The following is a 23,188-nucleotide window of genomic DNA, read 5'->3' as shown; positions in this document are numbered from 1 at the left end:
CCACGCAGCACCGCATCAAGGAGCCCTTCCTACATAAAGCTCCTCTCTGCGTTCGTGACACACGCCCACATAAGCCCGAAACCCACATTGAGTGGATCATGAACGGTGTTTCCGCTGATCGGCACCGCGTACTCGACGGCTGCTCGTACCGCTCCGCTTCGGCGACGTGCGCGAAAGGGGCGTGCTGGGCGATCAGGCCTCTCCGGCCTTCTGCGCGAGTGCCGCCTCGCGTTCGAGTGAGATCTCCCGTAGAAGCGCGGTGTCCTGGTAGAACGAACGCTTCTTGGTGATCTTTCCGTTCGCCACGTCGACCAGTTCGAGAACGGTCATCCTCCATGGGTTGCCGTGGATGTCGGTGCCACTGTTCGTCGTCCACGTCCACCCCCATGGACGATCGCGCGTCTGCACGGCGGCGCGGTCGTCCATGGACGTTCCCGTGGACGAGGACGAGGACGATGGCAATCCAGCCCCTCGCCGGGGGCCTGCGGCGACGCGGCAGGATATTTGATCCGGCTCCGGATCGCTTTGCGGGCTGTGGGGGGCCGACTACCGGGGACCCCTACGACCCCGGTCGCAGACGGGTCTCGAAAGGTCATGCCGGGATCGCATACAACTCTAGACATTGGGCCGATGTCTGGCTGAGGTCGTTCCGCCACGGTGATCACATGAATGTGACCGTATTCGGCCTGCCCCTCGCAGAGCTCTTGGCCTTGGCGGCCGCCGTCGTGCTGGTGCTGGCCCGCTGGCTGCCGCCCGGGGCGCGCCGACCCTCGACGCTGGCTGGCGCGGCGGCCCTCGCGCTGTCCGCGATTGTGCTGGCCGTGCTCGGGATCCGCTGGCAGCTCCTACCCGTCCTCGCAGGTGGGGCCATCGCGCTGGCGTTCGCTGCTCCCTCCCTGCTGAGGTGGCGTGCCGGGCGGCCCGCGCGGCGGGCTCGATGGTGGCTGGCCCTGCCGGGATCGGTGGCATGCCTGGCCCTGATCCTCGCGGGCGCGGCGGCGGCGTGGGCGCTGCCCCTGCCCGTGTTCCCCAAGCCATCGGGCGCCTACGCCGTTGGCACCACCGTCGTGCAGTGGACCGACCCTGATCGCGCGGAAATCGCCACGTCCCGGACCGATGACAAGCGGACGGTCGTCGTCCAGCTCTGGTATCCCGCGCAGGGCGGTCCCCCGTCCGCCCAGCGGGCGTGGTACCTCGGCCGCACGGCGCAAGAAGCACAGCTCGTCGCCCGCGGCGAGGCCGACTACCTCGGCCTTCCACGCTTCATTCTCGACGAGCCGTCACGTGCCCGCACGCGCTCGGTGCCCGATGCCCCAGTGACCGGCGGAGGCGACCGGTTCCCCGTGGTGCTGTTCTCACCCGGGCTCGGAGGCGTGCGCACCCAGAACACCGCCTGGGCCGAGGAACTGGCCAGCCGCGGGTACGTCGTGGCGGCCCTCGACCACCCATACGACTCGGCCGTTGTCACCCTCACCGACGGCCGGACGATCCGCACCCAGGTTGCGGCCACCGGCGACCAGGCGGAGGACAACAGGCGCGCGGCTGGGTGGACGGCGGTCAGGGCCGCCGACCTCGGCTTCGTACTCACCCAGCTCGGCCGCCTGGACCGTGGAGAGATCCCGGGCCTTTTGATCGGGCGGCTCGACACCCGCCGCGCCGCAGCGACCGGCCACTCCCTCGGGGGCGCCGCCGCCCTGCAGGCCGCCCGCCAGGACCCCCGGTTCGCAGCCGTCATCGACCTGGACGGCTTCCCCCGCGACCCCGCAACGCGACCGTTCCACCAGCCCGTGCTCGCGCTCACCCACGACGTCAAACCGGGCGAGGAGCCGGACTACATCCCACGCCTCACGCGGGTGCTCCAGCTCAGTACGGCGACGGGCTACCGGCTCACCGTCCCCGGCGCGGCGCACCTCACCTTCACCGATGCCCCGCTCTTCATGCCGCCCCTGCCCGCGCTCATCGGCTCCCTCGGCCGGACTGCCGGGCCGCGCATCACCGCGGCGGCCACCGTCGCCTTCCTGGACGCCACACTCCGCGGCGAATCCGGCAGCCTGACCGCAACCCTGTCCAGGTACGGCCACCTGACCGTCCTATAGGAGAGGGGCTATCGGGACGCGGATATGACCCCCAGCCGCAGCAGAAGTGTGCCATCGGGGGCCCACTTGGGGCTCAGGTCCTTCGCAGCGGATCGGCCGGGCGTTGGGAGGAAGACTCGCTCGTCATGGCCGGGAGGCTAGCGGGCTAGGTGCGATGTCTCGGCAGGTTGGTCACACGATCGCGAGTTCGAGTTGCCGGGGGGAAGATCTCCAGTGGCTCGGGCGGGACGTCGGCGACGATCCGGTAGTCGCTGCGGCCGGTCCGGCCGGCGGGGGGCTGGTTGCCGAGGGCGGAATGCGGGCGCTCGTGGTTGTAGTGGTTCAGGAAGTCGGCGAGCGCCGCAGTGCGTTCGGCCTCCGAGGCATGGTCGCGAACGTAGGCCCATTCGCGGGCCAGGGTGCCGTTGAACCGTTCGACCTTCCCGTTGGTGCGGGGGGTGTAGGGCCGGGTCCGTTTGTTAGCGGTTCCGGTGGTTTTGACGGCGGCGGCCCATGTCGGGGTCCTCGTAGTTTCGGCCGTGAATCCAACGAAGTAGGGCCTGCGCTTACAGGAAGACGATTCGGTCTGGACCGCCCGGCCTGCTGTGAAGACACCGCAGGTCAGAGGCAGCTTCGTGGGATTTTCCGCGATTGCTACCGAGACCCCAGTAGGCTCCGCGCATGACCGACGTATCCGGACCGACGATCCGCACCCTCGACTCCATGGTCGTCTACACCAACTCGTGGATCAGCGTGCGCGAGGACCGCATCGAGCGTCCCGACGGCTCGCACGGCATCTACGGCGTCGTGGACGCGCCCGACTTCGCCATCGTCATCCCCATGGAGAACGACGGTTTCCACCTCGTGGAGGAATACCGCTACCCGGTGAGACGACGCACCTGGAACTTCCCCCAGGGCGGGGTCAAGGACAGCCCGTCACCCCTGTTCACCGCCCACACCGAACTGACCCAGGAAACCGGCCTGCGCGCCACCTCGATGACCCACCTGGGACGCCTGGACAACGCGCACGGCACGATGGGCCAGAACTACGACATCTTCCTCGCCACCGGCCTGACCGCCGGAGCCCACGACCGCGAGCACACCGAGCAGGACATGCGCCAGGACTGGGTCTCACGAGCCGAGCTGGAGCAGATGATCCTGCGCGGCGCCATCACCGACAGCAACTCGATCGCCGCCTACGCCATGCTCCTGCTGCGCGGCGCCGCCTGAGAAACCGGCCCCGCGCTCTCTCCCGGGCCGGAAAGAACCGACCTCGCACAACCGGCACGACACCCCGACCCCCTGTATCTCCGGCGAATCCGGTGATTACCCCCCTCACACGGCGACCTCGCGGCGGTACGCTCAGCCCATGTCGAACCCGATCGTCATCCTCCTGCTGACGGCGGTCATCGTGGCGGCGGTCATCGCCCTGATCGTCTTCGCGGTCCGAGTGGCACAACGCCCCAGAAACGCCCTGGTCGGCGGGGGAATCGGCCCCGAGCTCATCGAACGGCTCCTGGAGCTCAAGGCCACCGACCAGTTCGACCAGGCCGTCTTCCTGGTCCGCGGCGAGACCGGCATGAGCCACCGCACCGCCGCCCGTTTCGTCAGGAGGCTCAGGCCGCCGCCCCCGCCCTGACCTCACCTTCCCGGGCGGCCACCGGCCGAAGCGGCCACAGTGACCACCGCGTTCACCCGGCGCCCGTCAGGCTCCCGATCACCGCGTTCACCGGGCGCCCGCCAGGCTTCCGGCCGCCCGCTCCGTCCCCGCCGAGGCGGGGGCGGCGGCAAGGGGCCGTCACCGCTCCGGCTCCCCGCCCGTACCGCCCTGTTCGCCACCCGCGGGGCACGACCGGGGGGCGGACCGGCCGATGCCCCCCAGCAGGTTGGCCACCAGGGCCTCGGCGAACTCCTCGGTCAGCGGCCGGTCGGGGACGAGAAGCCGGTGGTAGCAGGCCCCCCACAACTGGTCGACGACCACCTCGGGATCCAGGCCGGGACGCAGCTGACCGCGCCGAACGGCCCGCTCCAGAGCCTGCACGGCCAGGGCCCGGCGCGGGCCCGAATAGCGCTCCCGGTAGACGGCCGCCAGGTCGGGATCGGTCTGGGCCTGTCCGATGAGCTGCGGCACGACGGTCCCGGCCCGGGTGTCGCGCATCAGATGGACGAACGCCTTCAGCTGCGCGGTGAGATCGGCGGCGATGTCACCGGTGTCGGGAAAGGTCAGAACGGGGCCGACCACGCCGAAGTAGCCCTCCAGGGCCAGCGCCCCCTTGGAGGGCCACCACTTGTGCAGCGTGACCCGGCTCGCGCCCGCCAGCGCGGCGACCTTCTCAACGGTGAAACCGGCCATGCCCTCGGCCAGCAGGAGCTCACCGGCCGCCCGCAGGATCTCCCCGCGCACCTGATCGGCCGGGCGGCGCCCACGCCCGCGTCGGACGGGCGCGCTGGAATGCGTCACGGTCAACCTCCCGGGAACGCGCACACGGCGCGACCACATATATGTACATAGCGTACATAGATCTGCGGGAGAACCACCCGCGAACACCCCACCGACGGCCCCCGGGGGAGCCGGGCGGCAGTCAGGCCGCCGGCCACCGCGGCCGGTGCGCGTCCGTACGAGCCGATCGCACGGACGCGCGCCGACGAGGGTGATGATCGGCGAGGTCCGTCACCCGTCGCTCTCGGGCACCCAGTTCCGTACGACCGGGGCGTATTCTGCCGGCTTGTCGCCGACCTTGAGGCCGGGGTTGACCAGCCAGCTCTGGTAGCCGGGCGTGAACATCTGGTAGACCGACGCGGGGGGCACAAGGCTCGCCTCGTCGAGCTGGGCGCGCAGTTCGGCCGGCAGTTCGACGTCGAGTGCGGTCAAGGTGGTGTCGAGCTGGTCCGTGCTGCTCGCCCCGACGATCGCGGAGGCGACCCCGGGCTGGGTGGCGACCCAGTTGAGCGCGACCTGGGCCATCGTCACCCCGAGCTTGTCGGCGACGTTCTCGAGGGTGGCCAGCAGCCGCCATTCCCGGTCCGTGCGCGCCTGCCCGGGCGAGCCGGCGCCGGCGAGCCGGCCCTCCCCGACCAGGCCCTGGTCGGCGTGACGGTACTTGCCGGTAAGGAAGCCGCCGCCCAGCGGGCTCCAGGCGGTGATGCCGAGCCCCAGGCTCTGCCCCATCGGGACGTGCTCCGTCTCGATCGCCCGGTCGATGAGGGAGTAGGGCAGCTGCAGGCTGATCACCGGTTCGAGGGAGTGGGCCTCGGCGTAGGTCTGGGCCCGCGCCGCGTACCAGCTCGGCACGTCCGACAGGCCCGCGTAGCGGATCTTCCCGGCCCTGGTGAGGTCGTCGAGGGTCCGCATGACCTCCTCGACGGGAGTGATCCGGTCCCAGGTGTGCAGCATGAACAGGTCGATGTAGTCGGTGCGCAGGCGGCGCAGTGACGCCTCGACCGCCCTGATCATGTGCTTGCGGCCGTTGCCCCCCGCGTTCGGGTCTTTGGGGTCGACGCTGTTGGTGAACTTGGTGGTGAGCACCACCCTGTCGCGTACCTTGGCGTCGGCGATGAGGTTGCCGAGGATGGTCTCGCTCTCGCCCGCGGTGTAGAAGTCCGCGGTGTCGACGAAGTTCCCGCCCGCCTCGAGGTAGCGGTGGAAGATGGCGCCGGACTCGCTCTCGGTCTTGCCGTACGCGGCGTGGAAACCGCCGGTGCCGAAGTTCATCGTGCCCAGGGCCAGCCGGCTGACGCGCAGCCCGGAACGCCCGAGCAGGTAGTAGTGATCCAAAGACATGAGGGTGTCACTCCGTTCGGAAGCGGATTCGAGGAGACCGGCGCCCTTCCCGGTTTCCCCGAGTGGCCGGGGCCTGCGTACCTCCCCGGCGGGGATGGATGTCCCGCGGATCGAGCCTTCGAGCCTTTCGCGGCCGCGACGCCCCCCGGGCGGTGCGGGCCGGACCGGTTCTGAACCGCGTGGTCCAGTCAGCTTGCGTACGAAAAAATGGACTGTCAAGTCCAAAAAATGAGGCCTGATCGCCCGCGACCGGGTGGAGCGCAGCCGCGAAGGCGCTCACCGGCGTCGGATCGGCATGGCGGGACGCCCGGAAGAACGAGCGCCGTGACGGCCAAGGACCTCGCAACACTCCCGGACCGCGAGACCCTAGGACGAGGGGAGCCCACCGGCGCGAAGATAGGCGATGCCCATGTCCAGGGCGGCCTCCAGATGGGAGGTCTGACCGGTGGACATCTGGATCAGGACCCCGCCCTGGATACCGGCGAGCAGAGCGGCCGCCGCACGGTCGGGGTCCAGGCCCGGGTCGATCTCACCGGCGTCCTGCATGTACCGCACACCGGCGGCGATCTCGGCCTGCCAGCGGCTCACCAGCTCGGTGATCACGGCCTGGGCGCCGGGCGTGCCGCCGTCCAGCTGCGAGAGGGCGGAGTTGAGCGGGCACAAAGGGCCCTGGCCGCGATAGCGGTCGACGACCTTGTCACGCCACAGCCGCCAGGCCGGCCAGGAGGTGAGATCGCCGAGCTGGGGCCGCTGGTCCTGCAGCACGCGATCGGCCTCGAACCGGGCCACGGCCAGCAGCAGCTCCTCCCGCCCGCCCGGAAAGTAGTGGAACAGCTGGCTCTTGCTCGTCGCCGTCCTGGCCAGCACGTCGTCGAGGGTCATGGCGGCCACCCCGTTCTCGCGGATGTGCGCGGCCGCGCCCTCGAGAATGCGCTGCCGCGACGCGGCTCCCTTACGGGTCAGCGAACGCATGGCGATCCTCCCGATCGAACGTTCAGCCCACTTTAGTAGGGGCGCCCCGCGGCACGGATCGAGCACCTTCGCCGGGAAAACACCGGGGCCGCACGTTCCGGCGTCACCTGATCCCTGTTCGTCCCCCAGACGCCCGGACCGCCTGGCCCCATCGGCCCGCAACCGGTCGTGGAGCGGCGAGGAGACCCCCCCGACCGGGCCGCTCACACCGGCGGATCTGCCACTACGTCATGGACGACCTCCTGCGCGAGGCCCGCGAACCGCACACGACCTTCGGCCACGACCGGCCGGCCGCCCCTCCGGCACGGTGGCGAGACCGCCACCCGGGTGACCGAGACCTTCGACTGGTCGACGGCCAGGGCCGGCGTCCTGTTCCCGCTGTTGCGCCTCCCCTCCAGGAACAGGGCCGCGATGGAGAACACCCTCGAACGACTGGCACGCCTGCTCGAACGATGATCTCCTGGACGGTGCGAGAAGCGCCCCACGAACACCCCCTCGTACCGCGGGAGGGCGCCCTGCGACCATCACGGCGGCCACCCACGCGACAGGCCCACGAAGGAACGGGAGTTCACCGATGCCACTCGCCATCTCCTCCTCCGTCACCGACACGATCGGCGCCACCCCACTGGTCCGGCTCGCCCACGTCGTTCCCGAGGGAGCGGCCCAGATCCTCGTCAAGCTGGAAAGCGGCAACCCCACCGGCAGCTACAAGGACCGGATGGCACTGGCCATGATCGAAGGAGCCGAACGCAGCGGCGCGCTGCGGCGCGGCCGGCGCGTGGTGGAGTTCACCGGCGGCAGCACCGGCTCCTCACTGGCCTTCGTATGCGCGGTCAAGGGCTACCCGCTGTCGATCGTGACCTCCGACGCCTTCTCCCCGGAGAAGCTGCACACCATGAGGGCCTTCGGCGCCGACCTGACCGTGGTGCCCAGCGAGCAGGGACGCATCACCCCCTCACTGTTCGACCGCATGCGACAGGAGGTCGACCGGATCGTCGAACAACAGGACGCTTTCTGGACCGACCAGTTCCACAACACCGACGCTCTGGCGGGCTACGAGCGCATGGGCCACGAAATCCTCGACCAGACCGCCGCCGCGGGAGCGGCGGTGGACGCGTTCTGCGCCGGTGTCGGCACCGGCGGCATGCTGGCCGGCGTCGCGACCGCGTTACGCTCCGGCGAGCACCCGGCGCGGATCGTCGCGCTCGAACCCGCCACCTCACCGATGCTCACCCGCGGCCGCAGCGGCCCGCACCGCGTCGAAGGCATCGGCACGGGCATGATCTTGCCCCTGCTCACCTCCGGCACCTACGACGAGGCCAGGACCGTCGACGAGGACCGGGCACGCCGCCTGGCCCTGCCACTGGCACGGCTGGAGGGGGTGTTCGCGGGCACCTCGTCCGCGCTGAACGTCTCGGGCGCGATCGAGCTCGCCCAGCAGCTGGGGCCCGGCCGCTCGGTGGTGACCGTCGCCGTCGACACCGGCTTCAAATACCTCAGCGGCGACCTTTTCCGCGAAACCCACGAATAGCCCGGACATCCCGACGCGGTAAAGTACCGGGCATCGGAAGCTAGGAGACCGGACATGGCAGGCGACGACGACATCTCCGGGTGAGACCGGAGACCGATCGGCCCCGGCAGGCGCGTAGAGCGCCGCCGACGCGGCCCCGATCGTCGTTCCCCAACCCCTGTCCCCTCACCGGGCGGCCTCCGGGCGCCCGGATCACCCATGCACGAGGTCTCCCGCATGTCCGACGCCCTCACCACCCGCTCCACCCCGCAGACGGCCACCGACGACCGGGGGAGGGATCGCCGGTGAGTGACACCTTGCTCGCCCACGACCTCGTCCGGACGCTCGGCACCCGCCGCGTACTCGACGCCGTCTCCCTCACCGCCGCACCCGGCCACCGCATCGGGCTCATCGGCGAGAACGGCGCGGGCAAGTCCACCCTGCTGCGGCTGCTGGCCGGAGCCGACGAACCCGACTCCGGCACCGTTATCCGCCCCCCGGATCTCGGCTTCCTGCATCAGGAAATGCCCTTCGACGCGAAGGCCACCCTCGCCGACGTCCTCGACGACGCCCTGCGCGAAGCCCGAACCGACCTGGCCGAACTCGACCGGCTCACCCAGGCACTCGCCGACACCCCGCACGACACCTTTCTGCTCGACGCCTACGGAGCCAGACTCGACCAGGCCCAACAACGCGACTCCTGGGACGCCGACCGGCGCGCGGAGATCGTTCTCGACCGGCTCGACCTCGGCACCACACCCCGCGAACGCGCGCTCACGTCACTGTCGGGCGGACAACGCGGGCGGCTCGCCCTGGCGGCGCTGCTGATCAGACGACCCACGGCGCTCCTGCTGGACGAACCCACCAACCACCTCGACGACGACGCCGCGATGTTCGTCCAGGAACAGCTACGCGCCATGACAGGAGCGGTGATCGTGGCCAGCCACGACCGGGCCTTCCTGGACGAGGTCTGCACCGACCTGATCGACCTCGACCCGGCGATGGACGGCCCCGTCCGCTACGCGGGCGCATACAGCGCCTACCTGGCCCGAAAACGCGCCGAACGCCGGCGCTGGCAACGACGCCACACCGAAGAGCAGCGAGAACTCGCCGAACTGCGCCGCGCCGTCGCGGTGACGGCACGGCGAACGCCCTCGGACGGACTGAAACGCGACAACGAGAAAATGGGGTACGGACACGCCGCGGGACGCGTGCAGAACCAGATCTCCCGGCGGGTACGCAACGCCGCCCGCCGACTCGCCGAACTGGAACGCGACCAGATCCCCGCCCCGCCGCCACCGCTTCGCTTCCACCCCCGCCCCCTGGTCACCGGCACCACCGGCACCACCGGCACCGTGAACCCCGCCACCCCCACCTGCGGCGACCTCGACGACGAAACCCTGCTGTCACTGCGCGACGTACGGGTGCCCGGACGGCTCTCGATCGACCGGCTCGACATGAGAGCGGGGGAGCGGCTGCTGGTCACCGGCCCGAACGGAGCGGGCAAGTCGACGCTCCTGGCGGTGCTGGCCGGGCGGCTGAACGCGCGGGGACAGGTATGGCGAAGGCACGGGCTGACCATCGGAGTGCTGGCCCAGGACACCACGTTCGACCGGCCCGACCGCACGGTGGGCGAGACCTACCTGCTGGCGCTCGGGGCCGAGCGCGCCGAGTCGGTACCGCTGCGCTCGCTCGGACTGATCGGCGCGCGTGACGCGAACCTGCGGGTGGGGGAGTTGTCGGTCGGCCAGCGCCGTCGGCTCGCGCTGGCGCTGCTGGTGGCCGATCCACCCGAGGTTCTCCTGCTGGACGAGCCCACCAACCACCTCTCGCCGCGCCTGTCCGACGAACTGGAGGAGGCCCTGGGCGCCGAAGGACTCGGCGCGATCGTGATCGCCAGTCACGACCGCTGGTTGCGCTCACGCTGGCGGGGCCGCCACATCCGCCTGCCGTACGAATCGTGAGGTGCCGGCCGGCACGGCCGGGATCGCCCGGGCGCGGGGCCCTCAGCCCGCGACCTCGTCTGCCTGCTTGGGCGTCTCCTCCTCGGGATAGGCATCGGTGCGGACCGTCGCGACGTCCGCCCACGGCACCTCGTACCCCAGGTCATCGACGAAGGCGACGTGTACCTGGCGATCCGTGCGCCTCGCACGCCGCTGGACGGTGGGACCGTCGGGCCACGGCAGGTGCTTGTCACCCCACTGCTGCAGCGCCCCGAGCACGACTTCCAGTTCACGGCCCGCGTCGGTGAGGTGGTACTCGTAACGCGTGCGGCTGCCGGGTTCCCGATACGGCTCCTGGTACATGACGCCGTACTTCACGAGCATCGACAACCGCCGGCTCAGCACGTCGGCGGCGATCCCCAGCGCGGATCGGAACTCGGCGAACCGCGTTGTGCCCGTGAGGGCCTCACGCAGGATGAGAAACGTCCAATCCTCGCCCAGCACTCCCAGACTCCGGGTCACCGAACAACTGGAGTCATGCGCCCACGCTTGTCTCATGAATCCATCGTAGCTGAGTCTCTAGTACCAATCCAGGTGACCCCATTGTGGTCATTTACATGATGCACAACATGTAAAAATGGCGGCCCGGCGATCCGCCCGGTCAACGCGGTCCCTCCTGAATCCCGGGACGCAACCCAGATCGCCGGCGAAAGAGCAGGTCGCACACGCCGGCGACAGGCCCGCCACACGGCGCGACAGGCTGAAATCCCAATATCTCCGACTGTCATATCAGCGCCTTTGACCCTCCGGGCGGACCCGGGTGGCGCCCATGCGCATAAGCGGTCGCAGGGGTTTGCGGCCGGGGCGCGGTTCAATTCTCCCGGCAGGCTTCTCGGCGAGATAACCGCCTTTGTTTCTCCAGGGATTCAAGGCATTCAATGCGCCGTTCAACCGACCGGATCCCCTTTTTGCATCGCAGCGCGAAGTGCCGTGAATTTCAGGCAGGCGTATTCCCGTTGACCTGCCTTCCATTACGCACCCGAATCGCCCGGCCGGCTTCAGCGGCTGTCAATACATTGATTGACGGAGAAAGACTCGAGGCGCGAGGCCGAGGCGGGCCCCGGCTTGTTCACGGGGCGCCCGGAGACACCTTCGCGTGTCCGGGCCCCGGCGACGGGGGCAATACACCTGGATTGTCTGTCACCACTCAGCATGCTAAGTTGTCCGCGAAAAGTCAGCTGCGGGGGACTGGTCGCCCGCGCGAACGACCGGAGGTGGCAGGGCGGTTACGGAGAGCGGTGCCGGTGCGCGCGTGACCGGACCTCGCTTTCCGGCCGGTCGGCGGCGACGCCGGCACCGAGAAGTCAGCCATGGGCAGGCATTCCCGTCGCCCTGGCCGCGCCTCGCGCGAGGCGAACGACGCAACGTGAACAGAGGGACGAACGATGTCGACGCCACAAGCAACGCGAGCAAGGCCGGCACTGAGTGACGAGCAGTGGGCCCGGCTGCGAACGTACGGCACCGAGCAGGCCGCCCAAGTCGGCGACGTGCTTTTCCACGCGGGCGAACCCGTCGGCGAGATGATCCTCGTCGAGTCGGGCGAAGCAGCCGCGCGGCCGTGATCGCCACGGGCGCCGGCTACCGGTCGCTGCCGCTGGACAGGTGGTCCGACTTCGAAGGCGCCGGAATCTACTACGCGGCCACCGAACTGGAAGCCCGTACCTGCGGCCCGCACCCGGTAGCCGTGGTCGGCGGCGCCAACTCGGCGGGCCAGGCGGCCCTCTACCTCGCCGGCAGGGGCAGCGCCGTCACCCTCGTCGTGCGCGGCGCCGACCTCGGCGCGGGCATGTCCTCCTACCTCGCCGACCGCATCCTGGCCCACCCCGCGATCACCGTGCGCACCCGCACCGAAGTGGTCGCGCTGCACGGCCGAGACCACCTCGAAGCGATCACGGTGCGCGGCAACGCCGAGCCCGGCGCCGCCGGAACCGACCTGCGCTGCCGGGGCCTGTTCTGCTTCATCGGCGCCAGCCCCGCCACGGACTGGCTCGAAGGCGTCGCGATGGACGATCACGGGTTCATCCTCACCGACGTGGAAATCGACGACACCGCGCCCGGCAGCCCCTGGATCGAGCTGGGCCGCCGCCCGTTGCCGTTCGAGACGAGCCTGCCCCGGGTGTTCGCGACGGGAGACGTGCGCGCCGGCTCCATGAAGCGCGTTGCCGCGGCCGTCGGGGAGGGCGCCAGCGCGATCCGTTCGGTGCACAGGTCCCTGAGCGAGGCGCCCGTATGACGCGCCACCGCCCCTGGCCGGGCCCCCCGAAGCGCACACCTCACCGGGCGGGCAGCACATGCGGGTGAGCCGGCGCACCCGGCCCGGCGGCGGCCCGAGGGGATTTTGGATCGTCACCGCGGTGCTGGGCTTCTCCCTGGCCGCCGCCGGCGCACCCACGCCGCTGTACGGCGTGTACGCCGCCCGCTGGGGTTTTTCCGCCATCACGCTGAGCGTGGTGTTCGCCGTCTACGCGGTGGCGCTGCTGGGCGCCCTGCTGGCATTCGGCGCCCTGTCCGACGCGGTGGGCCGCAAGCCGGTCGTCATCCTGGCGCTGTCCCTTCAGGTGATCGGACTGCTCTGCTTCGTCGCGGCCACCGACGCCGGATGGCTGCTGGCGGCGCGGGTGGCGCAGGGCGCGGCGACGGGCCTGGTCAGTGCGGCCGCGTCAGCCGCCCTGCTCGACCTGCAGCCGCCGGGCAGACCCGGTCTCGGGGCCTTCATGAACGCGCTCATGTCCTCCGCCGGCCTTTGCGCGGGAGCCCTGGGGTCCGGAGCCCTCGTGCAGTACGCCCCGCATCCCGAACGGCTGGTCTACGTCGTTCTCCTGGTGATGGCCGTGCTGCTGCTGGCAGGCGTCCTCCTCCTCGTCGACGAGACCGTCACCGATCGGAAGAGGCCTCGTCTGTGGAGCCGGATCGCCGTCCCGAAGCCGATCCGTCCCGCGTTCCTCACGGCGGTGCCGTGCCTGGCCGCCACGCTGGCTCTGGGGGGACTGTACCTGTCCCTGGGGCCGTCGCTGGCCGGTGACCTGAACCACAGCCACAACCACCTGCTCGGCGGAGGCGTACCCGCCATGCTGTGCGGCACGGGGGCGCTGGCCACCGCGGCACTGCGCCTCCGGGCGCCCCGCGTCTGCATGATCGCAGGCTGCGTGACCCTGACCTCGGGCTCGGCGCTCACCACGATCGCGCTGGTCGTCGAGAGCCCTGGACTCTTCTACGCGAGCACGGTCGTCGCGGGCGTGGGCTTCGGGGCCGGTTGCCTCGGATCCCTGCGCAGCCTCGTCAGCCTCGCCGACCCCGAGCAGCGGGGCGCGCTCGTCTCGGCGATCTACATCGTCGTGTACACCGCCTTCTCCGTCCCGATCGTCGTGGCGGGCGTGATCGCCACACACATCGGCCTCCACGCCACGGCCATCGGATTCTGCGCCGTACTGGCGGTTCTCGCCCTCACGGCGCTGATCGCCACCCTGCGGACCTCCGCGCCGGCGGAACCCACCCCGGCGCCCGCACTCCCGGCGGGACTCGACGCCCCGCGCTCTTCCTGAAAGGAATCACCAATCATGTCCGCCACCGTCCTTCTCGTGCACGGGGCCTTCGCCGACGGCTCCGCCTGGAACAAGGTCATGGCCCACCTGCGTGAAGCCGGCATCGACGCCCGGGCCGTACCCAACCAGCTGCGTGGTCTGAGCGCCGACGGCGAGTACGTCGCGAGCACCGCCGCCCAGACCGAGGGAGATGTCGTCCTGGTCGGCCACAGCTACGGCGGCCCCGTCATCACCTACGCCGGCAGCTCGGCCGAGAACGTCAAGGCGCTGGTGTTCGTCGCGGCCTTCGCCCTCGACAAGGGCGAAAGCGCGCAGGACGCACCGCGTGCCTTTCCCCCCTCGCAACTGGTCGACGCGCTGCGGCCCTGGAGCTACCCGGGCAGCGACGTTCCCGAGTTCACCGTGCGCGCCGACGAGTACCGCTCGGTCTTCGCGGCCGACGTCACCGACGAGGAGGCCGCGGCGGGCGCCGCCACCCAGCGCCCGGCCTCCGCGATCGCCTTCGGCGAGCCGCTGTCGGTGGAGCCGGCCTGGAAGCGCCTGCCCACCTGGTGGGTCATCCCCGGCGCCGACAACGCCATCAACCCCGACTACCAGAAGGCGACCGCCGAGCGCATCGGCGCGAAGGCGATCGTGCTGGAGGGCGGCTCGCACTCCATCGCGGTGTCACGATCGCGGGAGGTCGCCGACGCGATCATCGAAGCGGTGCGCTCCCTCTCCCGAACCTCATGACGAACGAGGGCACACCGGCCGCTCAGCCCTCGGCCAGGCGCTCCCTCGTCTCGCTGAGGATCCGGTCCGACAGGGCGGGGTCCGAGGCGCGCACGGCCCGGGACAGGATCATGGCGCCGACGATGGCGGCCAGCAGGGGGTAGTCCGGCGGAGCCGGGTCTCCGTCGACCGGCACTGCGCCGGCGGCCTGCCCCAGGGCGCGGGCCATGCCGGTGATGCCGGTGGCGAAGACGTCCTGCAACTCGGGGGAGCCGCGCCCGGCGTCGGCCGAGAGCGCGGCCACCGTGCAGCCGTCCTGCGGGACGTCGCGACGGTGGCCGGACAGGTAGTCGTCCAGGACGCGCCTCAGCGGGGCCGGCCGATCGGCCCGCTGATCGCCACCGTCCGCCACCGCGCCCGGCGGGCCGGCGGCGGAGCCGTGGATCGCCGCCACGCTCTCGCGAACCCCGCGGGCGCAGGCCTCTTCCACCAGGGCTTTCTTGGAGGCGAACTGAAAATAGAAACCGCCATGAGTCAGGCCCGCCGCGCTCATGATGTCGGCGATGGACACACCGTCCAGACCATGTGCGCGTAACAACCCGGCCGCGCTCTCCAGCACCCGTTCACGATTGGCCGCGGCCTGTTGGCGGGAGACGCGCATCGCAACCTCCGGGAGCTGAGCGACTGCCGGTGACCGCACGGATGCGCAGGTCATCGCCGACATTATCCATGACGGCCAACATATAACCGGCCTCGGGCCTCCCCGGGTACGGGCCCGCCGCCTTCCGGCGGATCCATCGGATCCATCACAAAAAGGAAACCACCATGAGCACTCGCACCTACCCGGCCGACCGCACCGCCCTCATCCTGGTCGACCTCCTCAACGACTTCTTCGCCGACGACGGCAAACTGAACGGCCTGATCGCCCCCATGCTCAAGCGGATGGACCTCACCGCGCGGCTGGCGCACCTGATCGAGAGGTCCCGCGAGAAGGGAGTACGCCTCTTCTACTCCCCGCACGGGATCGACGAGCACAGCTTCGACGACGTCAAATCCCTGCTGCCGGTTTTCCAGGGGGCCCTGGACAACCACGTGTTCTGGAAGGGCTCCTACGGGGGCGACTTCTACGAGCCGCTGAAGCCCCGGCAGGGCGAGGTCGTCATCAGCCACCACCGCATGTTCGACTCCTTCGTCGGAACCGACCTCGATCAGCGGCTGAAGGCGCACGGCATCGAGCGGGTGGTCCTGGCCGGCCTGACCGCGCACACCTGTGTCGAGAGCACCGGGCGCCACGCGCTCGAGGCCGGGTACGACGTCACGTACCTCACCGACGCCGTCGCGGAGTTCACCGAAGCGGCCCAGCGGGCGGCCGTCGACCTCTCCTACCCGACGTTCGGCCACTCGGTGACCACCATCGAGGGGTTCGTCGCCGGCATCGAGCCCGCGACGGCCGCCTGAACAAGCCCGTACGCGCGGCGCGCCTCGCGACCAGGGCGCCGTAAGGGCTCCGCGACCACGCCGACCGGCGATCTCAGGGCCTGGACGGCGATCGGCGCCTCAGGGGGCGGGGGAGATCCGCTCTCCAAGTTGTTTAAAACAACTCAGCTCGCTAGGTTGTTTTCGAAAACGTAGATGTTGCATCGTCTGAGCCATATGACATTCAGGAAGGCGAGCGAGATGATTGTTTCGGGTACCTCGCACTGGCGCGGGACGTTCAGGAACGGCAAGGGGACGATCTCCACCGCCACCACCAACACGCTGTCGGGCGTTTCCTACACGTTCGCCAGCCGCTTCGAGGGCGCGCCCGGAGCGATCCCCGAGGAGCTGCTCGCCGCGGGACACGCCGGGTGCTTCAACCACGCCCTGGCCAACATCTCAGGACAGAACGACCTGACGGTGCAATCCGTCCACACCTCCGTCGAACTGACCATGGGGACAGACGATCACGGACCGGCCATCACCGGAATCCACGTGACAACGAACGCCAAGATCCCCGGAGCGACCCCGCAGAAGTTCCAGGAGATCGCAGAAGGCGCGCGGGCCTGGTGCGCATTCTCCAAGGCGCTCTCCGTCACCGTCACCATGACGGCGACCCTCTCCAGCTGACAACAGCCTCCACAACCGAACGCGGCCCCGACCAGAGCCGAACACCGAGAAAGGCGCAGCAGCCATGTCATTGGCCAGCGGCTACAAGCCGACCAACCTCACCCTCACCGAGACATCCCCGACCCTGTGGCGGGCGACCTTCGACAACCCGCCCGTCAACGTCATCGGCCCGGACCTGATGCGCGACCTGAAAGAGCTCCTCACCGAACTGGAGAGCAACGACACCGTCAAGGTCGTCGTGTTCGACAGCGCGAATCCGGAGTTCTTCCTCGCGCACTACGACCTGGAGGCCGACCCGGCGATCGCCGAAGCCCTCCCCGGCACGACCGGCTACGCCGCGTGGGTCGACATCCTGGTGCGCCTCACCAAGCTGCCCGTGGTCACCATCAGCGCCGTTCGCGGTATCGCCCGCGGCGCGGGCAGCGAGTTCGCGCTCGCCACCGACATCCGGTTCGCCAGCCGCGAAAAAGCCCTCCTCGGCCAGATGGAGGTCGGGTTCACCGCGGTGGCCGGCGGTGGCGCCACGGGACGGCTCTCAGGGCTCGTCGGCCGTGGACGCACCCTTGAGATCATGCTCGGCGGCGAGGACTTCAACGGCGAACTGGCCGAAAGGTACGGCTACGTGAACCGGGCCATCCCCGACGCGTCGTTCGAGACGTTCGTCGACGCCTACGCCACCCGGGTCTCCAGGTGGGACCGGCGAGCCCTCGTGGACATCAAGGGTTTCGTCAACGAGTTCACGCTTCTCGACGATGACGTGTACACCCGCCAGTCCGACGCTTTCTGGGCCGCCGCGGCACGCCCGGAGTTCCAGTCCATCAACTCGCAGCTGTTCGAGCGCGGACTCCAGAAAAACACTCACATCGAGCGAAACCTCGGCGCCGAGATGGGCCGGACGTTCCCCAAGTCCTGAGACGGGGTATGCCGGAGGCGACAGGAGCGGCGCCTTGTCGCGTTCGACCCCGGCATCGCCGCGGGCCGGCCCCAGGCCGGATCGTCGACATCCGAGACGGCGGGTCCGGGCACGCGAATGTTCCCGCTCATCCGGAGGTGACGATGACAAGCCTGCAAGAAGCCGTGTCCGTCGGCGAGAACGAGCAGTACCTGGCGGTGGTCTCGACGCTGCGCGCCGACCACACGATCCAGTCCTCGCTGGTCAATGCCGGAATACTGCCCCACCCCGACAGCGGCGAGCCGGTGCTGGCGTTCGTCACGTTCGGCCGGGTGAAACTGGGCAACCTGCGCGCGCGGCCGCAGATCAGCGTGACCTTCCGAGACGGAGGGCGATGGGCCACCATCGAGGGCAGCGCGCAGCTGGCAGGACCTGACGACCCCCGGCCGTGGCTGAAGCCGGAGGCACTGCCGGGCCTGCTGCGGGAGATATTCACCGCGGCGGGAGGCCACCACGACAATTGGGAGGAGTACGACCGGGTGATGGCCGAACAGCGTCGTACCGCCGTCCTGGTCGTCCCCTCCCGCATCTACTCCAACTAGGTTCCGCCCTTCCCCGCCGGGAGCCCGCCGGCGCTGGACCGTCCGTGCGGGCCCGTCGAGAGCGGGGCGAACGCACCCGGCGGGGGAGGGGCCCCAACGAGATCCGCACAAAGGTCACCTCAAAGAGCGCAAAACTCAAGGCGATTGACGGCCGAATCGGAAGCAGTCTTTGTCAACTTGAACGAATGTCGTGGCCTTGCCGACGCCGCCATGGGTGAGCGAGGAGGTTGTTGGGCGTTCCATGGTGGACATGAAACGTCATCGGGATCAGCGATGACCCGGTCTCAGGTATGCCTTTAAGCAGAGTCATTGGGTATTCCGGTCAGAGTTGATATCGTTCAGCGCTTCGATATTCACCTCACGGTCACACCGCGAGGTCCAAGCCGGGTCAAGACCGCATCCTTTTCATCGCAAAGGGCTATCACGATGTCCACTCTTTGGGAGATCAAACACCGGCTGTCCGCCGCGATCAACGCTCACGACCTGCCGCAGGTGCTCGAGTTCTACAGCCCGGACGCCGTGTATGTCACGCCGATGGGCATCGCAGAAGGGCACGAGCAGATCGCCTGGGTTTACGAGCACTTCTTCAAGGGCTTCCCGGATTTTCACCAGACGGCATGGTCCGAGATAGCCTACGGCGAGCCCGCGATCACAGAATGGACCATCACCGGCACCCACAGGGGCCCTTCCTCCTGCCTGACGGGCGCGAGGTGGAAGGGACCGGCCGTCACATAACCGTCCGTGCCACGTGCATCGCCTACGCCGAGAACGACAAGATAATCACGCACCGGGAATACTACGACCAGCTGGAGCTGTTCAGCCAACTCGGCTTCGGCCTGTCTGAGATCAACTGATGCGGCCGGGTCGAAACGACCGTCCGCCCCATATAACACAAGCGAGTGAAAAACGTGTGAAGGCCGCGGGCGAGGTGGAGACATTCCGTAAGGCCGAACAGACCAAGGGCGCGGGTGCCCCGCTGCACCGGCCTTCTGGACATCATGTCACCCGGACCCACAACACCGCGAACCCGGAAAAGCCCGTAACGCCACCCGAATGCCTCGTCGGCCTATGCCCCTCCGGGGTTTCGAATCGAGTTCTGGTTCAAACGCCATTCCTTGGCGGCCTTTCGGATTTGAAAAATCCCATGTGAACGGATCCCGCCCTCTCCTTTCCTGCGTAGGCCGGGTCCTGTGTGGGCTAAGAGATCGATCAGCGCCATCCGGCGCCGAAAGTCGCGCTCGACGGCGACGTGGCGCTCACCGGCCGCCTGCCTGGAGATCTCCGGAGGGCGCTGCCGACGAGCCTCCCAAGAAGATCACGATCGGACGGCCACCTGCTCGCCGCCGCGGTGACAGCGGCGGCGAGCAGGCTCCGGCGGTTCACGTGGTACGAGGAACCGGACCTTGAGCGGTTACGGTCAGGTGCGGTTCCACCGTTGGTTGGCGGCACCGGTGCATGTCCAGATCTGGACCCTGGCGTTGTTGGTCGTGGCGTTGCCCGCGACGTCCAGGCACTTGTTCGCGCCGATGGCGGTGATGCTTCCGTCGGTGTTGAAGCGCCACTTCTGGTTGTTCTGGCCGTTGCAGTCCCAGATGAGGACGCCGGTTCCGTCGGCAGTGCCGTTGTTGTTGACGTCCAGGCACTTGTTGCCGTAGACCCGCAGCTCACCGGCCGCCGTGGAGGTCCACTGCTGGTTGCTCTGGCCGTTGCAGTCCCAGATCACCACCTGGGTGCCGTTGGTCTGGGAGGCGCCGGTCACGTCGAGACACCGGCCCGATCCCACGCCCTGGATGCGGGACGTGGACGCGGTAGGTGTGGGTGTGGGTGTGGGGTTGGGCGTGCCGCCGCTGACCCGGAAGACGACGGTGCCGTGGGCCGGGACGCTCGCCGAGATGTTCCCGGTGGTCGTGGTGACGGTGTTGGTCCAGGCGTCGCGCAGGTTGAAGGAGTTGCCGGACAGGCCGATGGCGGACGCGGTGGTGCTGATCGTGGTGGTGCTGCCGCCCTGGTTGAACAGGGCGACCGCGACATCGCCGTTGCTCAGGCGTTTGGCCAGGATGCGGCGCGTGCCGTCGTTGCCGATCTGGGTGGCCTGGAGGCCGAGCGTGTCCTGGTTGATGGCGATCAGGTTCTGGTTCTTCATGATCGTGGTGGTCGCGTTGTCCATGTTCCGGACGTCGTTGCCGGCGATCAGGGGCGAGGCCATGACGGCCCACAGCGCGAAGTGGCTGCGCATCTCGGTGTCGTTCATGCCGCCGCGGCCGACCTCCATCATGTCGGGGTCGTTGAACTGGCCCGGCGCGGCGTAGCCGGCGAGCGGCGCGTTGACGTTGACGATGTTCTGGATGCCCATCGGGTAGCCGTTGGTCTGGCCGGTGTTCCAGGCGTTGGTGATGTCCTCGGTCGTGCGCCAGATGTTGGCGACGTCGCCCCAGTTGCGTTGCGGGCCGGTCTTCTCGTGGATGCTGTTGGGGTTGATGCTGTAGAGGATCGGCCGCCCGGTCGCCGCCAGCGCGTCGCGCATCTTGGCGAAGGTGCGCACCTGGTCGTCGATGGTGCCGGTGGGTGAGCACCAGTCGTACTTGAGATAGTCCACGCCCCAGGCCGCGAACTGCCGGGCGTCTTGGACCTCGTGGTTGAGGCTGCCGGTCGCGCCCGGGTAGGAGTTGAAGTACTGGGCGCAGGTCTTGTCGAGGGGGGCCTGGTAGAGGCCGAACTTCAGGCCCCGGGCGTGCAGGTAGTCGCCGAGCGCCTTCATCCCGCTCGGGAACCGCGACGGGTTGGCCTGCAGGTTCCCGGCGGAGTCGCGGTTGGGGTCGAACCAGCAGTCGTCGACGACGACGTACTGGTATCCCAGATCGCGCATGCCGTTGCTGACCAGGGCGTCGGCCGTCTGCCGGATCAGCGTCTCGTTGATGTTGCAGCCGAAGGTGTTCCAGGTGTTCCACCCCATGGGCGGGGTCCGGCCCACGCCGTTGTTCAGCGCCTGCGCGGGAACGGCGGGGGTGACCGCCACCATGGCCAGCACCGCGGCGGTCAGCAGCGCGCGCGTTCGTTTCCTTCTCATGGACATCGCTCCTCGATGGATGGAGATCGGACCCACAAGGCGAGATGGCGTTCATCGCACCGCACGGGTCCGACGGTTACCCGGTCGGAAAACGCGACGGGATCACGTTCCGGCGCCGGGCGAGCCGTTCCGGGTAGCCGTACGACCGGAGTTGAGCAGGGACCGGCTGCCCGCGTGAGCCACGGTGGTGGCGGAGGACGTGGTGGCGGAGGACAGGGTGTCGCCGGAGCTGGTCTGGCCCGTCGTGCCGTCCTGCGTCGTGCCGTTGGTCGGCAGGTTCGCGCCGCTGCGGCCGCCCGGGGTGAACTGCCACCAGTTGAGGTTGAGCAGGTAGCCGCTGCCCCCGGCGAACCGGAGGTAGAGGTCGCGCGTGCCGGTGGCTCCGGAGATGGGGCAGGTGACCGAGGTCCAGTTCTGCCAGCCGCCGGTGCCCGGGACGGTGCAGGTGCCCGCGAGGGTGCCGGTGGCGCTGCCGAGCCGGACTTCGATCCGGCCGCCGCCGGTGCTCGAGGCCACCCGGGCGGTGAACGAGGAGGCTCCGGTGCCGAAGGCGACGCCCTTGACTTTGATGTGGTCGCCGTTCTCGATGAAGCCGACGTTCATGCCGCCTTCGCTGGAGGCTTCGGTCTCGACCCCCGATGCCCAGGCGATGGTCTCGGCCTCCTGGCGGACGTACGGGTTGAGGGTGCCGGCCTGCGGTGGTCCGGCGGTGGTCATGTTGATGGTCGGGATGGTGCCGTCGGCGTTGTAGGTGAACTTCTCCACGGCCACCGACCTGGTGTAACCGCCTCCGCCGGGGAGGGCGCCGTTGTGGTAGAAGAAGTAGGACCCTCCGGCGAAGTCGACGATCCCGGCGTGGTTGGTGAAGCTGCCGCCCTGGCGGGGCATGATCGTTCCCCGGTAGGTCCACGGCCCGGTGGCACCGGGGGCTGTGGAGTAGGCGATGAACTCCGAGCAGCATTCGGCGGCGAACACGTTGTAGTAGAGGTTGTTGCGCTTGAAGATCCAGGGCCCCTCTTCGTAGAGGGTGGGACGGCTCGCGTTGCCGCTGCGCGCGCCGAAGCCCGCGGCGGTGAGGGGGATCTGGGTCGGGCCGCCGGAGAAGGAGATCATGTCGGTGTTGAGCCGGACGTACCACAGGCGGGGATTGCCCCAGTACAGGTAGGCCTGGCCGTTGTCGTCGATGAACGCGTGCGGGTCGATCTCGCCGTTCTCGACCAGCGGGCGGCCCAGCGCGTCCCGGAAGGGCCCGGTGGGGCTGTCGCCGACCGCGACGCCGATGGCCATTCCGCCGGTCGCCCGGTTGCGCACCGGCACGTACCAGTAGAACTTCCCGTTGCGGGGGATGACGTGGCCGGCCCAGGCGTTGGCGTCGGCCCAGGCGAAGGTGGCCAGGCTCATGGGCGAGCCGTGGTCGGTCCAGTTGGCCATGTCCGAGGAGGAGTACACCCGCCAGTCGCGCATGGTGAAGTAGGTCGAGCCGTCCTCGTCGTGGCCCGTGTAGACGTACACGCGGCCGTTGTGGACCAGCGGCGCCGGGTCGGCGGTGTAGATCGTCTGCACGATCGGGTTGTCGGCCCTGGCCAGGGACGGCGACAGCGTGGTCAGCAAGAACAGGCTCACGGTCCAGATGACCAGGTGGCGAGATCTCCTCCTGGCCGTGCGAGGTACGGGTCTCACCTGTCGTCTCCCTCAGGTGGATGTTTGACGGGGGGCCGGTGACCCCGGACGTGGCGGGTCGGCATGTTCGCCACGTCCGGGACCGGTTCAAAGGGTGATCGGCTTCGGCGTATGCCCTTGCGGTGGGTGTCAGGGACGCTTGAGCCGGGCCGGTGTCACGTTGTCAGCGTTGGTGGGTCAGCAGGCCCGGGCGATAGGGCCACAGGCCGTAGTCGCCGGGGTTGGGGTTGGGGGCCTGTCCCTGGTA

At 69.2% G+C, this 23,188-nt stretch carries 23 protein-coding genes and 1 pseudogene; 15 read left to right on the top strand and 9 right to left on the bottom strand.

Annotated features, from left to right (window positions below; all coding sequences use genetic code 11):
* Positions 1 to 192: 192 nt before the first annotated feature.
* Positions 193 to 426, bottom strand: a complete 234-nt coding sequence (locus tag ACSDR0_RS43800; RefSeq protein WP_435294891.1) for a hypothetical protein — start codon at positions 424 to 426, stop codon at positions 193 to 195.
* A gap of 239 nt (positions 427 to 665) precedes the next feature.
* Here ACSDR0_RS43800 and ACSDR0_RS43795 point away from each other — a divergent pair, with 239 nt between their 5' ends.
* Positions 666 to 2,096 (top strand): alpha/beta hydrolase family protein, encoded by a 1,431-nt coding sequence (locus ACSDR0_RS43795; protein ID WP_435294890.1) that lies wholly within the window; start codon positions 666 to 668, stop codon positions 2,094 to 2,096.
* A gap of 262 nt (positions 2,097 to 2,358) precedes the next feature.
* Here ACSDR0_RS43795 and ACSDR0_RS43790 read toward each other — a convergent pair.
* Positions 2,359 to 2,556 (bottom strand): annotated as a pseudogene (locus ACSDR0_RS43790) (integrase core domain-containing protein); the annotation flags it as partial.
* Between the two features lie 200 nt (positions 2,557 to 2,756).
* Here ACSDR0_RS43790 and ACSDR0_RS43785 point away from each other — a divergent pair.
* A complete protein-coding gene (locus ACSDR0_RS43785; protein ID WP_435294889.1) occupies positions 2,757 to 3,305 on the top strand; it encodes an NUDIX domain-containing protein in 549 nt (182 codons plus the stop codon).
* Positions 3,306 to 3,444: 139 nt separating this feature from the next.
* Positions 3,445 to 3,714 carry a hypothetical protein gene (locus ACSDR0_RS43780; RefSeq protein ID WP_435294888.1) on the top strand — a complete coding sequence of 90 codons (270 nt, stop codon included), beginning with the start codon at positions 3,445 to 3,447 and terminating at the stop codon, positions 3,712 to 3,714.
* Between the two features lie 159 nt (positions 3,715 to 3,873).
* Here the strand turns inward: ACSDR0_RS43780 and ACSDR0_RS43775 are convergent, their stop codons facing one another.
* From ACSDR0_RS43775 to ACSDR0_RS43765, 3 genes are all read right to left on the bottom strand, one after another.
* A complete protein-coding gene (locus ACSDR0_RS43775; protein WP_435294887.1) occupies positions 3,874 to 4,536 on the bottom strand; it encodes a TetR/AcrR family transcriptional regulator C-terminal ligand-binding domain-containing protein in 663 nt (220 codons plus the stop codon).
* 210 nt (positions 4,537 to 4,746) lie between these two features.
* A complete protein-coding gene (locus tag ACSDR0_RS43770; RefSeq protein ID WP_435294886.1) occupies positions 4,747 to 5,856 on the bottom strand; it encodes an aldo/keto reductase in 1,110 nt (369 codons plus the stop codon).
* Positions 5,857 to 6,222: 366 nt separating this feature from the next.
* The gene (locus ACSDR0_RS43765) at positions 6,223 to 6,828 is read right to left on the bottom strand and encodes a TetR/AcrR family transcriptional regulator (RefSeq protein WP_435294885.1); all 606 of its coding nucleotides are present in this window, start codon (positions 6,826 to 6,828) and stop codon (positions 6,223 to 6,225) included.
* Positions 6,829 to 7,155: 327 nt separating this feature from the next.
* Here ACSDR0_RS43765 and ACSDR0_RS43760 point away from each other — a divergent pair, with 327 nt between their 5' ends.
* The 3 genes from ACSDR0_RS43760 to ACSDR0_RS43750 all read left to right on the top strand — a co-directional run bounded on the left by ACSDR0_RS43760 (position 7,156) and on the right by ACSDR0_RS43750 (position 10,302).
* Complete coding sequence (locus tag ACSDR0_RS43760) at positions 7,156 to 7,284, top strand: hypothetical protein (RefSeq protein ID WP_435294884.1); 129 nt, start codon at positions 7,156 to 7,158, stop codon at positions 7,282 to 7,284.
* A 118-nt stretch (positions 7,285 to 7,402) separates the two neighbouring features.
* Complete coding sequence (locus tag ACSDR0_RS43755) at positions 7,403 to 8,359, top strand: PLP-dependent cysteine synthase family protein (protein WP_435294883.1); 957 nt, start codon at positions 7,403 to 7,405, stop codon at positions 8,357 to 8,359.
* A 284-nt stretch (positions 8,360 to 8,643) separates the two neighbouring features.
* Complete coding sequence (locus ACSDR0_RS43750) at positions 8,644 to 10,302, top strand: ABC-F family ATP-binding cassette domain-containing protein (RefSeq protein ID WP_435294882.1); 1,659 nt, start codon at positions 8,644 to 8,646, stop codon at positions 10,300 to 10,302.
* A 42-nt stretch (positions 10,303 to 10,344) separates the two neighbouring features.
* On the opposite strand, the gene ACSDR0_RS43745 is transcribed toward ACSDR0_RS43750, so the two are convergent.
* Positions 10,345 to 10,803: a winged helix-turn-helix transcriptional regulator gene (locus ACSDR0_RS43745; protein ID WP_435294881.1), complete on the bottom strand. Its 459-nt coding sequence runs from the start codon at positions 10,801 to 10,803 to the stop codon at positions 10,345 to 10,347.
* 923 nt (positions 10,804 to 11,726) lie between these two features.
* Between ACSDR0_RS43745 and ACSDR0_RS43740 the strand changes: the two genes are divergently transcribed.
* From ACSDR0_RS43740 to ACSDR0_RS43725, 4 genes are all read left to right on the top strand, one after another.
* A complete protein-coding gene (locus ACSDR0_RS43740; protein WP_435294880.1) occupies positions 11,727 to 11,903 on the top strand; it encodes a hypothetical protein in 177 nt (58 codons plus the stop codon).
* On the top strand, positions 11,900 to 12,574 hold the full coding sequence (locus ACSDR0_RS43735; RefSeq protein ID WP_435294879.1) for an NAD(P)/FAD-dependent oxidoreductase: 675 nt from the start codon (positions 11,900 to 11,902) through the stop codon (positions 12,572 to 12,574). The genes ACSDR0_RS43740 and ACSDR0_RS43735 overlap by 4 nt, the downstream gene beginning before the upstream one ends.
* A gap of 64 nt (positions 12,575 to 12,638) precedes the next feature.
* Entirely contained in the window at positions 12,639 to 13,883 is a 1,245-nt protein-coding gene (locus ACSDR0_RS43730) for an MFS transporter (RefSeq protein ID WP_435294878.1), read from the top strand.
* A 15-nt stretch (positions 13,884 to 13,898) separates the two neighbouring features.
* A complete protein-coding gene (locus ACSDR0_RS43725) occupies positions 13,899 to 14,615 on the top strand; it encodes an alpha/beta fold hydrolase (RefSeq protein ID WP_435294877.1) in 717 nt (238 codons plus the stop codon).
* A gap of 22 nt (positions 14,616 to 14,637) precedes the next feature.
* On the opposite strand, the gene ACSDR0_RS43720 is transcribed toward ACSDR0_RS43725, so the two are convergent.
* Positions 14,638 to 15,255 carry a TetR/AcrR family transcriptional regulator gene (locus ACSDR0_RS43720; RefSeq protein WP_435294876.1) on the bottom strand — a complete coding sequence of 206 codons (618 nt, stop codon included), beginning with the start codon at positions 15,253 to 15,255 and terminating at the stop codon, positions 14,638 to 14,640.
* A 164-nt stretch (positions 15,256 to 15,419) separates the two neighbouring features.
* Between ACSDR0_RS43720 and ACSDR0_RS43715 the strand changes: the two genes are divergently transcribed.
* From ACSDR0_RS43715 to ACSDR0_RS43695, 5 genes are all read left to right on the top strand, one after another.
* Positions 15,420 to 16,052 (top strand): cysteine hydrolase family protein, encoded by a 633-nt coding sequence (locus ACSDR0_RS43715; protein ID WP_435294875.1) that lies wholly within the window; start codon positions 15,420 to 15,422, stop codon positions 16,050 to 16,052.
* Between the two features lie 219 nt (positions 16,053 to 16,271).
* Positions 16,272 to 16,700 carry an OsmC family peroxiredoxin gene (locus ACSDR0_RS43710; protein ID WP_435294874.1) on the top strand — a complete coding sequence of 143 codons (429 nt, stop codon included), beginning with the start codon at positions 16,272 to 16,274 and terminating at the stop codon, positions 16,698 to 16,700.
* 64 nt (positions 16,701 to 16,764) lie between these two features.
* Positions 16,765 to 17,613: an enoyl-CoA hydratase/isomerase family protein gene (locus ACSDR0_RS43705; protein ID WP_435294873.1), complete on the top strand. Its 849-nt coding sequence runs from the start codon at positions 16,765 to 16,767 to the stop codon at positions 17,611 to 17,613.
* Positions 17,614 to 17,756: 143 nt separating this feature from the next.
* Positions 17,757 to 18,194: a TIGR03618 family F420-dependent PPOX class oxidoreductase gene (locus ACSDR0_RS43700; RefSeq protein WP_435294872.1), complete on the top strand. Its 438-nt coding sequence runs from the start codon at positions 17,757 to 17,759 to the stop codon at positions 18,192 to 18,194.
* A gap of 309 nt (positions 18,195 to 18,503) precedes the next feature.
* A complete protein-coding gene (locus ACSDR0_RS43695; protein ID WP_435294871.1) occupies positions 18,504 to 18,929 on the top strand; it encodes a nuclear transport factor 2 family protein in 426 nt (141 codons plus the stop codon).
* Positions 18,930 to 19,611: 682 nt separating this feature from the next.
* On the opposite strand, the gene ACSDR0_RS43690 is transcribed toward ACSDR0_RS43695, so the two are convergent.
* Both ACSDR0_RS43690 and ACSDR0_RS43685 read right to left on the bottom strand, forming a co-directional pair.
* A complete protein-coding gene (locus ACSDR0_RS43690) occupies positions 19,612 to 21,261 on the bottom strand; it encodes a glycoside hydrolase family 27 protein (protein ID WP_435294870.1) in 1,650 nt (549 codons plus the stop codon).
* Between the two features lie 102 nt (positions 21,262 to 21,363).
* Entirely contained in the window at positions 21,364 to 22,941 is a 1,578-nt protein-coding gene (locus ACSDR0_RS43685) for a glycoside hydrolase family 43 protein (RefSeq protein WP_435294869.1), read from the bottom strand.
* Positions 22,942 to 23,188 lie beyond the last annotated feature (247 nt).

This window comes from Streptosporangium sp. G11 (assembly GCF_051192615.1).
Lineage (GTDB): Bacteria > Actinomycetota > Actinomycetes > Streptosporangiales > Streptosporangiaceae > Streptosporangium.
The sequence above is the reverse complement of the archived record's forward strand: the minus strand, read 5'-3'. Positions and strand labels throughout refer to the sequence as shown.